The 13,900-nt window shown below is 63.5% G+C and carries 10 protein-coding genes and 1 pseudogene; 7 read left to right on the top strand and 4 right to left on the bottom strand.

What is annotated here, in order from left to right:
- Positions 1-10: 10 nt before the first annotated feature.
- Positions 11-1,870, bottom strand: coding sequence for a PAS domain-containing sensor histidine kinase (locus SR3_RS07905; protein WP_068083365.1), 1,860 nt, complete (start codon positions 1,868-1,870; stop codon positions 11-13).
- Between the two features lie 447 nt (positions 1,871-2,317).
- On the opposite strand from SR3_RS07905, the gene SR3_RS07910 reads away from it, so the two are divergent.
- Positions 2,318-3,010, top strand: coding sequence for a response regulator transcription factor (locus tag SR3_RS07910; RefSeq protein ID WP_084455169.1), 693 nt, complete (start codon positions 2,318-2,320; stop codon positions 3,008-3,010).
- Between the two features lie 238 nt (positions 3,011-3,248).
- Positions 3,249-3,458 (top strand): annotated as a pseudogene (locus SR3_RS32390) (IS3 family transposase); the annotation flags it as partial.
- 502 nt (positions 3,459-3,960) lie between these two features.
- Here the strand turns inward: SR3_RS32390 and SR3_RS07920 are convergent.
- Positions 3,961-4,857: a LysR substrate-binding domain-containing protein gene (locus SR3_RS07920; protein WP_068083372.1), complete on the bottom strand. Its 897-nt coding sequence runs from the start codon at positions 4,855-4,857 to the stop codon at positions 3,961-3,963.
- 147 nt (positions 4,858-5,004) lie between these two features.
- On the opposite strand from SR3_RS07920, the gene SR3_RS07925 reads away from it, so the two are divergent.
- Together SR3_RS07925 and SR3_RS07930 are read left to right on the top strand one after the other, a co-directional pair.
- A complete protein-coding gene (locus SR3_RS07925) occupies positions 5,005-5,895 on the top strand; it encodes a transporter (RefSeq protein ID WP_068083375.1) in 891 nt (296 codons plus the stop codon).
- Between the two features lie 56 nt (positions 5,896-5,951).
- Positions 5,952-7,658, top strand: a complete 1,707-nt coding sequence (locus tag SR3_RS07930) for a GMC family oxidoreductase (RefSeq protein ID WP_068083378.1) — start codon at positions 5,952-5,954, stop codon at positions 7,656-7,658.
- A 54-nt stretch (positions 7,659-7,712) separates the two neighbouring features.
- Here the strand turns inward: SR3_RS07930 and citF are convergent, their stop codons facing one another.
- Positions 7,713-9,227, bottom strand: coding sequence for a citrate lyase subunit alpha (citF, locus tag SR3_RS07935; protein ID WP_068083382.1), 1,515 nt, complete (start codon positions 9,225-9,227; stop codon positions 7,713-7,715).
- Positions 9,228-9,343: 116 nt separating this feature from the next.
- Positions 9,344-10,228, bottom strand: coding sequence for a LysR family transcriptional regulator (locus SR3_RS07940; RefSeq protein ID WP_068083385.1), 885 nt, complete (start codon positions 10,226-10,228; stop codon positions 9,344-9,346).
- A 311-nt stretch (positions 10,229-10,539) separates the two neighbouring features.
- Between SR3_RS07940 and SR3_RS07945 the strand changes: the two genes are divergently transcribed.
- Genes SR3_RS07945 through SR3_RS07955 form a run of 3 tightly spaced genes read left to right on the top strand, consistent with a single transcriptional unit; the run spans position 10,540 to position 13,894 of the window.
- The gene (locus SR3_RS07945; RefSeq protein WP_157098702.1) at positions 10,540-11,988 is read left to right on the top strand and encodes an aldehyde dehydrogenase family protein; all 1,449 of its coding nucleotides are present in this window, start codon (positions 10,540-10,542) and stop codon (positions 11,986-11,988) included.
- Positions 11,989-12,029: 41 nt separating this feature from the next.
- The gene (locus SR3_RS07950) at positions 12,030-12,776 is read left to right on the top strand and encodes an SDR family oxidoreductase (RefSeq protein ID WP_068083388.1); all 747 of its coding nucleotides are present in this window, start codon (positions 12,030-12,032) and stop codon (positions 12,774-12,776) included.
- A gap of 11 nt (positions 12,777-12,787) precedes the next feature.
- Positions 12,788-13,894 (top strand): NAD(P)-dependent alcohol dehydrogenase, encoded by a 1,107-nt coding sequence (locus SR3_RS07955; RefSeq protein WP_068083452.1) that lies wholly within the window; start codon positions 12,788-12,790, stop codon positions 13,892-13,894.
- Positions 13,895-13,900 lie beyond the last annotated feature (6 nt).

Genomic DNA, 13,900 nt, shown 5'->3' on the forward strand with positions numbered 1-13,900 from the left:
CACTTTTATCTCAGTCCTCGGAAAGACGCGGCATCGTAAAATGAAAGCGCGTGCCTTTGCCGGTCGTGCTCTCGGCCCAGATCCGGCCTTCATTGGCTTCCACGATGGTGCGGCAGATCGACAGGCCCACACCCATGCCATCTGGCTTGGTGGTGGTAAAGGCCGAGAACAGCCTGTCACGGATGTCCACGGCAAGGCCGGGCCCCGTGTCGGCCACGGTGACCCTGACCATACCTGGCACATCAGGGCGGGTGCTCACCACCAACTCGCGGCGCGCGCTTTGCTCCATGGCGTCACAGGCATTGCGGATCAGATTGAGCAGCACCTGCTGGATTTGAACGCGATCAACGAAGACCGGCGAAGCCTGCGGATGCAGGTCGAACGAGACGTGAATGCCCTTTTCCTCCGCCCCCATCAGGGCGAGGACGCAGCTTTCCTGAATAAGCAGAGGCAGGTCTTCTATCGCGCGTTCGATGTGGCCGCGCGTCACGAAATCGCGCAGGCGGCGCAGGATCTGCCCGGCGCGCAAGGCTTCCTGCGCCGCCTCGTCAAGAGCGTCGCGCAGCATCGGCAGGGTCGCAGCGTCCGCCATCCCCATCTGGCCGCGCACGGACTGGACATAGTTGACCACGGCCGCGATCGGCTGGTTGAGTTCATGCGCCAGTGTCGAGGCCATGGTCCCCATGGCGCTCATGCGCGCGACATGGATCAGTTCGGATTGCAGCCTTTCCAGCTCGGCCTGTGCCTCCAGCCGCTCGGTCAGATCGCGCATGACGGCGGTGAACACATGCGTCCCGCCGTCCCGCGCTTCGCCGATCGAGAGTTCCACCGGGATTTCACGGCCATCCCGGTGGCGGGCATGAACGAAGCGCACCTTACCGATGACATGCGGATCACCCTCGTTGAGGTAGCGGCGCAGATGGGCATCGTGCTGCTCGGCATCGGGCGAGGTCATCAGGATGCTGACGTTGCTGCCGATTACCTCCATGGCTTCATAGCCGAACATCTGCCTGGCGGCATCGCTGAAAGACAGGATCTCGCCCCGGGCGTCGATGACAACCATCGCATCGGGAACAGTAGCTAGGATCGATGTCAGCAGGTTTTCGCGGGCGCGCAGCCTGTCCTGCGCGGCGCGCTGCCGGGTGATGTCGGTGATCACCTTGGCGAAACCGCGCAAGGCGCCATCATCGTCGAAGAGCGCGGTCAGCGAGACCGCGGCGAGGAATTCGCTGCCATCCTTGCGCAGCCGCCACTCCTCGCTCTCGAAGCGGCCCTCGCGCCGCGCCCGGGTCATATCCGCCTCCGCCTTGCCGATCGCCAGCGAGCGGAGCGGATAGAACATCGAGCAATGTTTGCCCACGACCTCTTCCTCGGTCCAGCCCTTGAGCCGTTCCGCCCCCTTGTTCCAGATGGTGACATGCCCCAGGCCATCGAGCATGTAGATGGCATGGCCTTGTGCCCCGTCGATCAGGAGGTTGAGTTCTTCGGCCAATTGTTTCGACGCCCGTGCGTTGTGTTGTGCCCGCTGATAGCTCGTGACAAGCTGGCGGCGGACACGGTTGATGATCTCGCCCAGCAGAACCATGCCGCCGGCGACCGCGAAAAAGATCGCGGCATTGACCTGATCGGCCGGACCGATTGCCGAAGAGCCGGAGAAATACAGCCCGAAGCCCAGGGCCAGCAGGCTGGCCACGGCGGCAGGGGCCGGCCCGCAAACCAGGACCACGGCCATGATGACCGGCGCGAAGGGCAAATAGGCTGCCTTCTGGCCAAGGTAAGGGGTCAGGGCCCAGCGCAGCACTGCCACATACAGCACGCCTGCAATCGCGACACCGAAACGCAGCGGGCGCGATCCTTGCCATCCCCACATTCCACTCAGCCCCTCCCCCGGGGTGGGATGACCTAAGCGGTAAAGCCTTTCTCCGGTCGCCCCTGACAGGGGTTATACGCGCTTTTCTGTTCTGGTGGAATGCCTTGGTATATCTCTGCCTTTGGGGTTTTATCACTTCCTTCATGATCGACGACTGCATTCTGGAGCAAGTTGTGTCCGGGTTCCATTCGAAATATTACGGAGGCGGCAGAACTATTTGCCTGATCCCAGCGTGAGCGGGTCATCTTCGTGACGAGTGGGTGGAAGGACTTTGCCGATCGAAGCCATTGTCCCTGATTGAGACATTGAGGCGAGGCCCGCGCTCGTCAGGGGATTGAGCATCCCGGGCAAGCGTGAGACAGTGCAAGCCAAAGACGGCGCAAGGATCGGAGCCGCAAAGAGGGTGTAGGCAAGGTTCACCGGCAGGCCTTTCGGGGGAGAGGATTGATGAGTGACAGGCAACTCGTCCATATCGTGGACGATGAAATTGCAATGCAGCGTTCGCTCGATTTTCTGCTGAGTACGGCAGGCTATAATGTGCAGCGGTGGTCCAGCGGGGAAAGTTTCCTGCGCGGGATCACTCCCGAAGCGCGGGGCTGTGTTCTGCTCGACATTCGTATGCCCGGTATCGACGGACTGGAAGTGCAAGCGCGCATGGCCGCGCAGGGACTCGATTTCCCTGTCATCATGCTCAGCGGGCATGGTGACATATCGCTGTCTGTGCGGGCGATGAAGGCTGGCGCCGTGGATTTTCTGGAAAAACCTTGTGAGCGGGACCGGCTTCTGGAGGTCGTGCTCCTGGCCTTCGCGCATTTGCACAACCGGGAGGCCTGGGCCGACCGGCGCCAGACAGCCTGCACACGCATCGCCCGTTTGACTGAGCGCGAGCGGCAGGTGCTTGACGGATTGGCCTGCGGCTATCCCAACAGGGCTATCGCTGAGGATCTGGGCATCAGCGTCAGGACGGTTGAGGTCTATCGCGCCAATCTGATGGGCAAGATGCAACTGACGAATTTCGCCGATACGCTGCGTATCGCTTTCGCGGCAGGGCTCGGCTCGGCGTCGCGATGGCAGAGCCTCTACGGTGCCATGACAGGGCCGGATGATGGGCTGCAGGCCGGTAGCAGGATCATGGGATGATGGTGATTGCTCGCCTTAAAGCGATCACGAAAAGCAAGACAAAGCTGGATGCCCTGAACGCGCATTGCGCTTGCAGGGCTTAGCTTCAATGGCGCGTGCGGTGTTTCGGCCAGCAAATTTCGCCATCCAGACGCTTGCGCCATTGCCTGAACGGAGTTGCGCTGAAAGACCTGCGGCGCATGGGCAAGAGCCCGGTCACCGGCTTTATGCCACATGTGACTTCGATATTGTTGAAGTGGTCGAGATCGATCGCGACCATCACGACAGCACGCGGAGGGTGATTGGCATTGATCCCAAGACGGTCCAACATGATCGCCCGCCCGATCACGGCGTGATTCCGGAACGCCCAGGGCTGATTATGAACCACAAGAAGCTCTACCCCCTCTATCGGGAGGAAGGACTGTCTGTGCGCCGCCGCCGTGGCCGCGAGCAGGTTCGTGGCAGCCGGATGGGTTATCTTGCTGGTCGGGATAGGTCCAGTGTACCGCAGGATCTGCCGCACCATGCCTGCATTCACTTCCGCTTTACAAGAGACGCACTCTATCTCTGGGATCTGGAGCGGGACGGCAAGCCCGTTAATGTTGAGGTTCAAGGCCCGATGACTCTGGGCAACGCCAATCTGGTCTTGGAGGCGGCCTTGAGCGGGATCGGGGGCGTCATGTCGGTTGGTCAATATCCTGCCGGAATGGAACCACTCTTTCCCTGGGGCCTGCCTTTACTATCCAGCCAATCGCCATCTGCCGACCGCCTTGCGTCTCTTTGCTGAAGCGGTCCGGGAATGGGCTGCTGGGTATGGGGCTGACCAGCGGAAAAGGAGCTGAACGAATGGCAGCTTTCAGGACTTCGATTTTGAGGGCCAGATGTCGGCTTTGTCAGCGGAATCTGTCTCTACCTCGGCCTGTTTTCTATTATATCCTCAATGAATACCATTTGCCTGATAAATTTTATTTTTATAGGTCCGAGAAGGCTCCCAGAAATTTCAGAAGGTTGCGCGAAGGACTGCCCAGCGGCGTGTTAGGGGAGAGCACGATCAACATCTGGCGCTGGGCCCAGTCATTGGATAGGGGAATGACGTCCAGCGCCATGGCTGCGGCAAAGCCCTGTGCTGCGATAAGCGGAAGGACCCCAAAGCCGAAACCAGCCTCCACCATCCGGCAAACACCATCAAAACTGCGCACCTGCATGCGCAGGCGCAAATGCCTTTCTGCTTTGGCGCTCTCCTGTATCAAGCGGCTGGTCAGGGCAGTGCTGCTGACCAAGCCAACGAAATCTTGATCGGCCACATCGAGAAACGAAATCTCCTCCTGCGGTTGCAGCCGCCCGAGCGGTGCCAGCAAGGCCAGCCGGTCCGACCTGTAGGGCATGACCTCCATCTGATCGAGGGCAGCGGATGACCCTTCGACGACGATACCGATGTCCGCCTGGCCCGACATCAGGGCTGAAACGATGCCGGCGCTCATGTTCTCTTCCAGATCGATGCGAACATCGGGGTGAACCCGGGCAAAGGCTGCCAGATCCGCCGGCAGGAACTGGATGATAGCGGATGGGTTGGTTTGCAGGCGGATCGTCCCGCGAAGGCCATCCGCGAAATCGGCCATCTCGCCCTCGATGTCGCGGACCTGTTCCAGCAGGGTCTTGGCGCGGGCCAGCAGCGACTGGCCAGCGGGCGTCAGGGATATGCCATGACGTCCCCGCCGGAACAGCTTTACGCGCAGTCGCCCCTCCAACAGCGAAATGCGGCGTGAAGCCGCGGCCAGCGCGAGATGAGACTGGTTGGCCGCTTCGCTCAGCTTTCCGCTCTCCGCGGCCCGGACGAAAAGTTTCAGCGTCACAAGGTCATCGAGCATGCGGTGCTCTCTTCAAATTCAAGATTTCGCCGTTTGCGAAATTTAACTTAGCGAAATGCACATATACTCCTCGTCGGGATGGCGCAATACAGGCCGCGAACAACACCCCTCCCAGAGGGTGATATCGCGAAAATGGAGAGGGACCCCATGCGCAAATGGATTTCGCGCGCCCGGCTTTGGTCGGGCGCATTGGCTTTGGCCTGTCTGGCGGGGGCAACCTCGGCCTCGGCTCAGGCCATCGATGCCGGAGATTATGTGCCGGCGCCTTCGGGAACGCAGCTGGGTCTCGTTTATCTGCAATATGCCCATTCGGGCGCTCTCTATGCTCATGGACAAAAGGTCGATGACAAGGCGTCACTCGATACGGCCATCGCCATTCTGCGTTACGTCGGTTTCACGAAGGTGGCCGGGCACACGCTCGATTACCAGATCCTTCAGCCCTATGGCGCGATCTGGTCCGGAGGGTCGACGGCCTCGCTGGGCAAGACCTCCGGCTTTGCGGACACGATCCTGGTCAGCACGCTGTGGCTGCATGAAAATGCGAAGATCGGCACCTATTTCGGCGTCACGCCGTATCTCTATCTGCCGACGGGCAATTACAACCATGCCCAGTCGCTCAATCTGGGGGAAAATCGCTGGAAGGGGTCGTTCCAGGCGGTTCTGTCGCAAAAGTTGTCGAAGCGCTTCATCGCCGAGGTTGCCGGGGATGTGATGGTCTATGGCAACAACACCAATTACGGGATCGCCAGCCAGACCCTTTCCCAGAAGCCGACCTTCCGGGTGCAGGGTTTCGCGCGCTACCTCCTCGATGACAAGAACGAGCTGAACCTGCGGCTGATGTATGTGGGCGGCGGGCGCCAGACGGTGGCCGGTCTGGATCAGGACAATGTCACCAAGACGACCTCGATCCTGGGCACCTGGCGGACCTCGATCAGCCCGAAATGGCAGCTGATGACCCAGGTGGGCGGCGATCTGCATGTCGAGAACGGCTTCAGGGAAGGCGCCCGCGCCCAGCTGCGCATCCTCCGGATTTTCTGACGTCCATCAACATAAGGAAGCCTTGCGGGGGCGGGCTTCGACACGGGAGAGAGTGAATGACCATGGATAGCGAGCGGCTCTATGCCGTCCTGACCGATCACGCGCGCGGCGGCACGGACCGCCGTGGCTTCATCCAGCGGGCGATGGCGGCGGGGGCAGGCCTTGCCCTGGCCGACGCGCTTTGGCTGGGGGCGGGCCCCGCCTTCGCGCAATCGACGCACAAGGCGGCACCGATCGCTGCGGCCGATTACATCGTGATCGGCGCCGGGTCCTCGGGAGGCACGCTGGCCGGTGAACTGGCGCGCCGCAGCGGCGCCAGCGTGCTGGTGCTCGAAGGCGGGATTTCGGACGAGATCCCGCAGGTGACCGATCCCTCGCAATGGCCTGCGGCGCTGGCATCATCCTTCACCCGCAATTACGCGACCACGCCGCAGCTTCACGCCAACAACCGCAGCATTCCCTATCCGCGCGGCGAAGGGCTGGGCGGCTGCTCCAGCGTCAACTGCATGATTTATGCGCGCGGCACCCCTCAGGATTTCAATGACTGGGCCTATAATGGCGCCACCGGCTGGGACTGGGCCAGCGTGCTGCCCGATTACAAGGCGCTGGAGGACTGGCAGGGCGGCGCCAGCGAATGGCGCGGGGTCGGCGGCCCGCTGCATGTCACCCAGCCCGATCCTGCCAAGGGGCATGAGGGCGCAAGGGCCTTCATTGAAGGGGCAAAGTCGCTCGGCTATGCCGAAAACAAGGATTTCAACAGCGGGCCACTGGAAGGCCCGGCCTGGGTGAACTTCACCGTTTACATGGGCAAGCGCCAGAACAGCGCGGTAGCCTTCCTGCGCCCCGCCATCGCGGCAGGCGCGAAGCTGACGGTCTTCACCGAGGCCCCGGTGCTGCGGCTGGTGATCGAGAAAGGCCGCTGCATCGGCGTCGAGTATCTCCACGCCGGTCGCAAGGTGATGGTGCGGGCCAACAAGGAGGTGATCCTTTCGGCGGGGGCGTTGATGACGCCAAAGATCCTGACGCTTTCGGGCCTGGGCGATGCGGCGCATCTGCGCAAGCTGGGGATTGCGCCGGTGGTCGATCTGCCCGGTGTCGGCGCCAATCTTCAGGATCACGTGCTGGGCGCGGGCGTCAATTTCGAGGGCAAGCATCCGGTTCCGCCCACCAACTACAACCATTCCGAAGTCTATATGTGGTCGCGTTCGAGTTCGGATCAGCCGGTGCCGGACATCAACGCGCTCTATGTCAGCGTGCCCTTCGCGACCAAGGAGCTGAACCTGCAGCAGACCAATGGTTATGCGATCCTGTGCGGGGTGATGCGGCCCAAATCGCGCGGCAGCGTGACAATCGCCTCGACCGATCCGCGCGCCGCGCCCCTGATCGACCCCAACTGGCTGGCCGCCGAGCAGGATATGGTGGCCCTGAAGGCCGCGACCGAGCTGGCGCGGGCCATCGGCAACTCGGATGCCTATAAGGACATTTGCAAATCCGAACTGCTGCCCGGCGCGGCGGCCGCCTCGCCTGCCACCTATCGCGAGTTCCTCAAGAACTCGGTCTCGACCTATTTCCATCCGGTTGGCACCGCCAAGATGGGCACTGACGCGATGGCTGTGGTCGATCCCCATCTGCGGGTTTACGGGGTCGAGGGGCTACGGGTGGCCGATGCCTCGGTCATGCCCAGCATCACCACCAGCAACACCAATGCGCCCTCGATCCTGATTGGTTATCGCGGCGCGAAGATGATCGCTTCGGGAGCCTGACACGCCTTGGCGGATGGCCGGGCTATGTCCCGGCTGTCCGCCCGCACCCAACGATCAAGGCGCTGTCACCGGTGGGGTGCGGCACACCACATCGATGATCGAGCCGTCGCGATACTGCACCAGCGCCACGATAGGGCCCTCTGCCCGATCTTCGGTGGCGGGCGGCGGGGCGCCAGCGCAGGCCATGTCCCGCAGGGTCTCGATGGGGGTGATCGCGATGCCGGCGGCGTTCAGCGCGGCGATCAGATCCTGCCGCGCGGGGTTGACCGCCACGCCCGCTTCCGTGACCACCACATCGATGGTGTCGCCCGGTGTCGTCACGCAGGCCACCCGCGACACGATCTTGGGGATGGATCTGGCCCGCAGCATGGTGGTGACGATCGCCAGACGCGCCCCGGCCGCCGTGTCGGCGTGGCCGCCCGAGCCGCCGATGATCCTGCCGCTCGCCAAGGCCGAGACGTTGACGTTGAAATTCACGTCCACCTCCGCCGCGCCCAGGATCATCACATCCAGCCGGTCGGCGATGCAGCCTCTGGCGCCGGGGCTGGCATAAAGCTGCGCCGACATGGCCAGATGGCCAGGATTCTCACGAAAGGAAGCGACCGCCTCCAGATCGAAGCATTGCACATCGTAGAGCGTGCGAAACAGCCCCTCGCGCAACATCCCGACCAGCGCGCTGGTGATGCCGCCAGAGGCGAAGCTGCCGACGATCTTCTTCGCACGCATGATCCGCGCCAGGGCGGCGGCCACCGCCAGAGAGGTGCCGCCCGCACCTGTCTGGAACGAGAAGCCGTCAACCAGCAGGCCGGAGGCGTCGATCAGCCGCGCGGTCGTGGCGGCGATGTCGAGCGCCACCGGATCGGTCGTCACGCGGGTGGTGCCCGAAACGATCTTGGCCGGATCGCCGATGGTGTCCACCGCCACGATGGCGTCGACCTCGTTCTGGGGGATATCGATGGAGGCGAGCGGAGCGGTGCTGAGATGGTCGGTGATACCGATCACGTGGCGGGCGTGACGCGCATCGACCATGGCATAGCCCAGAGGGCCACAGGCCGAGGGGCCGCAGGAGCCGTTCATATTGCCCCAGCCATCGGCGCAGGGCGCGGCGATGAACGCGACATCGATCACGAGTTCGCCCGCAGCGATGGCGCGGGCCCGCCCGCCATGCGTCTGCATGATCGCCGGATGAGGCAGTTCGCCCGCGGAAATGGCATTGGCCACCGGCCCGGTGATATAAGCCGAACTGATCCGGGTCACGACTCCCGAACGGATATGCTCGACCATCGTGCCATGGACGGGAAACAGTGAGCTGGCCGCGACATGCAGATCGCGAAAGCCCATGGCAGCCAGCTGCGCCAGCACCATGTTCACCACCAGATCACCATCGCGCAGGTGATGGTGGAAGGATATCGTCCCGCCATGCCGCAAGCCGCTGTCGGCGATGGCCGAAGCCAGGCTGGCCACCACTTTGCCGGTGCGCGGCCGGGCTTTATGCGCTGCCGCGTCCGCGCTGTCGAACTTGCGAAAAGGGCGGGCACCGGGGATGGGTTCGGGAAGGTCTCGGGTCATACTGCCACCAGATTGCATGCCGAAACCTGCTCGCACGGGGGCGGCATGGCGTCCAATTGCTGGATCGCCTGTCTTTGATATGCAGAACTTATGATGGATCGGCCCGGGGGTGAAGGTCAGAGATGGGCCACCACGCTCATGAAATTGCGGACCGCCGGCGGCATGGGCCCGTCGCGCCGGTGGGCGACGACCAATTGCGCCTTGGGGCCATCGCCGGCGATGCGCACATATTCGACCCCCTGGGCATGCAGGCGGCACATGGATTCAGGCACCAGCGCCACGCCCACGCCCGCGGCAACCAGATTGACCGTCGAGGCCATCTGCGGCGCCTCCTGCGCGATGCGCGGAGAAAAGCCCGCGTTGCGGCATGCGGCGATGATCGTGTCGTAGAGCAGGCGCCCGTTGCTGCGCGGGTAGAGGATGAAGGGTTCGCCTGCCAGATCGAGCAGGTCGAGCGCGGCCCTGCCCGCCAGACGGTGCCGCGCGGGCAGGGCGATCCACAGATCCTCATCGGGCAGGCGGCGGGTGGCCAGCCCGTCGGTTTCGCCCAGCGCCGGGCGCAGAAAGGCGATATCGAGCGTGCCATTGGCGAGGCCGGCCAGAAGCGCGGCGGTGGTCTGCTCCACGAGCGACATTTCGAGGCTCGGAAAGGCTTCGCGGACCCGGCCGATCATGCCCGGAACGATCGGATTGAAGGAGGCCGAGCTGGTAAAGCCGACCGAAAGCCCACCGATCTCGCCGCGCGCTGCCCTTTGTGCCGCCGCCGCCGCCTGTTCGGCAGCCTGAACGGAGGTCTGGGCCAGCGGCATGAAGGCCTTGCCCGCCTCGGTCAGTTCCACGCCCCGCGTCAGGCGGTGGAACAGGCGCACCCCCAGTTCCTCTTCCAGAATCTTGATCTGCTGGCTGAGGGGGGGCTGGCCGATTCCCAGCGCCTTGGCCGCGCGCGTGAAATGGAGATGCTCGGCTATGGCCAGGGCGTAGCGCAGATGACGGAGTTCCATACCTCACTTTAATCGCAAAGCGTTTTTCCATTCAAGATGGATATGGGCTGCTGCCGATATGCGACTTTCGGCGATGCTTTCGCTGCAGGCGCGAACCAATGCTGCATCTGCGTCATATGCAGATCTAATCGAAATGCCCTGTTTCAGCAATTAGACCCCATCCGTCCCCGGGTCTAGAAAGCCCCCAGACCGACAAACCGTCGAGCGAGAGGAATTGACCGCCTGAGCCATCCGATCGCAGCATGATGTGGCGCCCCGCCTCCATGCTGACCGATGCTTGCCAAGTCCAGGCGATCTGCAGGAGTGTTGACATGAAGGTGGATTTCAGCCGAAATTTCATTGGCGGGCAGTGGCTTGACCCCGTCGAGGGCGCGACCATGCCGGTGTATGAACCGGCCACCGGCAAGGCCTTCGGCGAGATTGCCGACAGTTCGCAGGCCGATGTCGATCTGGCGGTCGGCGCCGCGCGCCGCGCCTTCGACGACGGCGCCTGGGGCCGCACCACCGCGACCGAGCGTGGCCGCATGCTGACCCGGCTGGGCGATCTCATCCTTTCCAACGCGCCCGAGCTTTCGGCGATCGAGGCCCGCGACACCGGCAAGCCCAAGAGCGTGGCCGATGCCGACATCGTGGCCCTGGCGCGCTACTTCGAGTTCTACGGCGGCGCGGCCGACAAGCTGCATGGCGAGGTGATCCCCTATCTGGGCGGCTATCACGTCGGCGTGCTCAATGAGCCCCATGGGGTGACGGGGCATATCCTGCCCTGGAACTACCCGGCGCAGATGTTCGGGCGCACGCTGGCCCCGGCCCTCGCCGTGGGCAATGCCACGGTGCTCAAGCCCGCCGAGGATGCCTGCGCCACCTCGCTGCGGCTGGTGGAACTCGCTGCGGAAGCCGGTTTCCCCGAGGGTGCCATCAACATCGTCACCGGCAAGGGCCATGTTGCCGGCGCCGCGCTGGCCGCGCATCACGGGGTGGACTTCATGTCCTTCACCGGCTCGCCCGAAGTGGGGCAGATCATCCAGAAGCTCTGCGCGGATCACTATATCACCTGCACGCTGGAACTGGGCGGCAAGTCGCCCCATGTGGTCTTTGCCGATGCCGATCTGGAGGCGGCGATCCCGGTCATCGTCAAGGCCATCGTCCAGAACAGCGGCCAGACCTGCTCGGCGGGCAGCCGCGTGCTGGTGGAGCGCGCGATCTACGACACATTCGCCGCTCTGCTGGCCGACGCTTTCTCCAAGGTGCGCGTGGGCGCCCCCGAGATGGATCTGGACTGCGGCCCGATCATCACCGCCAAGCAGCAGGGCCGCGTTCAGGGCTTTATCGACCGTGCCCGCGCCGATGGCATCGAGGTGATCGCGCAGGGCCAGATCGCCGATGGCGTGGCCAGCGACGGCTATTTCGTGCGCCCCACCGTCTTCGGCCATGTCCCGCGCGACAATGCCATCGCCTATGAGGAGGTCTTCGGCCCGGTGTTGACCGTGCTGCCCTTCGAGGATGAGGCCGATGCGGTACGCTTGGCCAATTCGACCGAATATGGGCTGGTCGCGGCGGTCTGGACCCGTGATGGCGCGCGCCAGATGCGCCTCGTCAAGAAGATCCGCTCGGGCCAGGTCTTCGTCAATTGCTACGGCGCGGGCGCGGGGATCGAGCTGCCTTTCGGCGGCGCGGGCAAAAGCGGCCATGGCCGCGAGAAGGGTTTCGCGGCGCTTCACGATTTTAGCAAGACCAAGACCATGGTCATCAACCACGGTTGATGTCCCCGTTTCAAGAATTCCCCCCAGGAGAGGACAGTTCAATGGATTTGCAGGGCAAGATCGCACTGATCACAGGCGCCGCGAGCGGCTTTGGCGAGGCGATCGCTCACCGCTATGCGGGTCTGGGCGCGAAGGTCGTCATCGTCGATCTGAACGAGGAGAAGGCGAAGGCCGTGGCCGCCGCCATCGGCGCGGACCGTGCCATCGGCCTGCGCGCCGATGTCACCTCGCGCGTGGACATTGATGTCGCGCTCGAGGCGACGGTCAAGGCCTTCGGCATCCCCGACATCATCGTCAACAATGCCGGTTACACCCACAAGAACCAGCCGCTGCTCAACGTCGATGAGGCGACCTTCGACCGCATCCTCAATGTGAACATCAAGGCGATCTACCACATGGTGCAGGCTGCGGTGCCGTTGATGCGCGACAATGGCGGCGGCGTCATGCTCAATGTGGGATCGGTGGCGGGCATCCGCCCCCGTCCGGGCCTGACCTGGTACAATGGTTCGAAGGGCGCGACCAACATGCTGTCGAAGTCGCTGGCGGTGGAGCTGGCGCCCTGGAAGATCCGTGTCAATGTGATCTGCCCGGTGATGGGCGTGACCGGCATGTTGGAAGACTTCATGGGCATGCCCGATACGCCTGAAAACCGCACCAAATTCCTCTCCTCCATCCCGCTCGGCCGCTTCTGCGAGCCTGGCGATGTGGCCGATGCCGCCGTCTATCTGGCGAGCTCCGATTTCATCACCGGCGTCGAACTGCCGGTCGATGGCGGTCGCGTGATTTGAGGAGGATGGCGATGATCGAGGGAAAGGCAGCCATCGCCCGCGAAAAGGGCGCGCCGCTCGCAATCGAGGATGTCACGGTTGGCGCCTTGCAGCATGACGAGGTGCTGGTGCGCATCGTAGGCACCGGCGTGTGCCACACCGATATGGTGGTGCGCGATCAGGGCTATCCGGTGCCCTTGCCGCTGGCGCTGGGCCATGAGGGCGCCGGTGTGGTCGAGAAGATCGGCGCCGATGTGAAGCATCTCGCGCCCGGCGACCATGTGGTGCTGGCCTTCGGCCATTGCGGTGCCTGCAACAACTGCAAATCGGGCCGCCCCGGCTATTGCAGCGAGTTCTATGACCGCAACTTCAAGGGCGCGCGCATGGATGGCACGCAGGCGTTGTGCGACCATCATGGTCATCCGGTGGGTAGCGCCTTTTTCGCCCAGTCCAGCTTCGGCACCTATGCCGTGGCGACCGAGCGCAATGCGGTGAAGATCCGCAAGGATGTGCCATTGGAGCTGATGGGGCCGCTGGGCTGCGGCATCTCCACCGGGGCGGGCGCGGTTATCAATGCGCTGAAGCCTCATGCCGCTTCCTCCATCGCCATCTTCGGCGCGGGCTCGGTGGGCCTGTCGGCGGCGATGGCGGCCAAGGCGCTGGGCTGCGCCACGATCATCCTGGTCGATCTTCATGACGATCGCCTGGCCCTCGCAAGCCAGCTGGGCGCGACCCATATCGTCAATGGCGGGCGCGAGGATGCGGTCAAGCGCATTCAGGCGCTGACCGGCGGTGAGGGTGTGGACTTCACGCTGGAATGCACCGGCCATGCCAAGGTCTTCGAACAGGCGGTCGATGCATTGCGCATTCCCGGCGTCTGCGGTCTGGTGGGGGCCGCCAATCTGGGGGTGCGCGCCAGCCTGGACATGAACACGCTGCTCTTTGGCCGGACCGTGCGCGGCATCATCGAGGGCGACAGCGTGCCGCAGGTCTTCATCCCACAGCTGATCGAGCTATGGCGAGCCGGGGCCTTCCCCTTCGACAAGCTCGTGAAATTCTACGCCCTTGAGGACATCAACCAGGCCATCGAGGATTCCGAATCCGGCCGCGTCCTCAAACCCATTGTCCGTCCGAACTGACCCTTC

It is taken from the genome of Novosphingobium rosa NBRC 15208, assembly GCF_001598555.1.
Taxonomy (GTDB): Bacteria; Pseudomonadota; Alphaproteobacteria; order Sphingomonadales; family Sphingomonadaceae; genus Novosphingobium; species Novosphingobium rosa.

Bases quoted from the DNA above. Each gene is read 5' to 3' on its own strand.
- SR3_RS07930 (WP_068083378.1), top strand. From the start codon at position 5,952: ATGACCATGGATAGCGAGCGGCTCTATGCCGTCCTGACCGATCACGCG.
- citF (WP_068083382.1), bottom strand. From the start codon at position 9,227: ATGACCCGAGACCTTCCCGAACCCATCCCCGGTGCCCGCCCTTTTCGC.
- SR3_RS07920 (WP_068083372.1), bottom strand. From the start codon at position 4,857: ATGCTCGATGACCTTGTGACGCTGAAACTTTTCGTCCGGGCCGCGGAG.
- SR3_RS07925 (WP_068083375.1), top strand. From the start codon at position 5,005: ATGCGCAAATGGATTTCGCGCGCCCGGCTTTGGTCGGGCGCATTGGCT.
- SR3_RS07945 (WP_157098702.1), top strand. From the start codon at position 10,540: ATGAAGGTGGATTTCAGCCGAAATTTCATTGGCGGGCAGTGGCTTGAC.
- SR3_RS07955 (WP_068083452.1), top strand. From the start codon at position 12,788: ATGATCGAGGGAAAGGCAGCCATCGCCCGCGAAAAGGGCGCGCCGCTC.
- SR3_RS07940 (WP_068083385.1), bottom strand. From the start codon at position 10,228: ATGGAACTCCGTCATCTGCGCTACGCCCTGGCCATAGCCGAGCATCTC.
- SR3_RS07910 (WP_084455169.1), top strand. From the start codon at position 2,318: ATGAGTGACAGGCAACTCGTCCATATCGTGGACGATGAAATTGCAATG.
- SR3_RS07950 (WP_068083388.1), top strand. From the start codon at position 12,030: ATGGATTTGCAGGGCAAGATCGCACTGATCACAGGCGCCGCGAGCGGC.
- SR3_RS07905 (WP_068083365.1), bottom strand. From the start codon at position 1,870: ATGTGGGGATGGCAAGGATCGCGCCCGCTGCGTTTCGGTGTCGCGATT.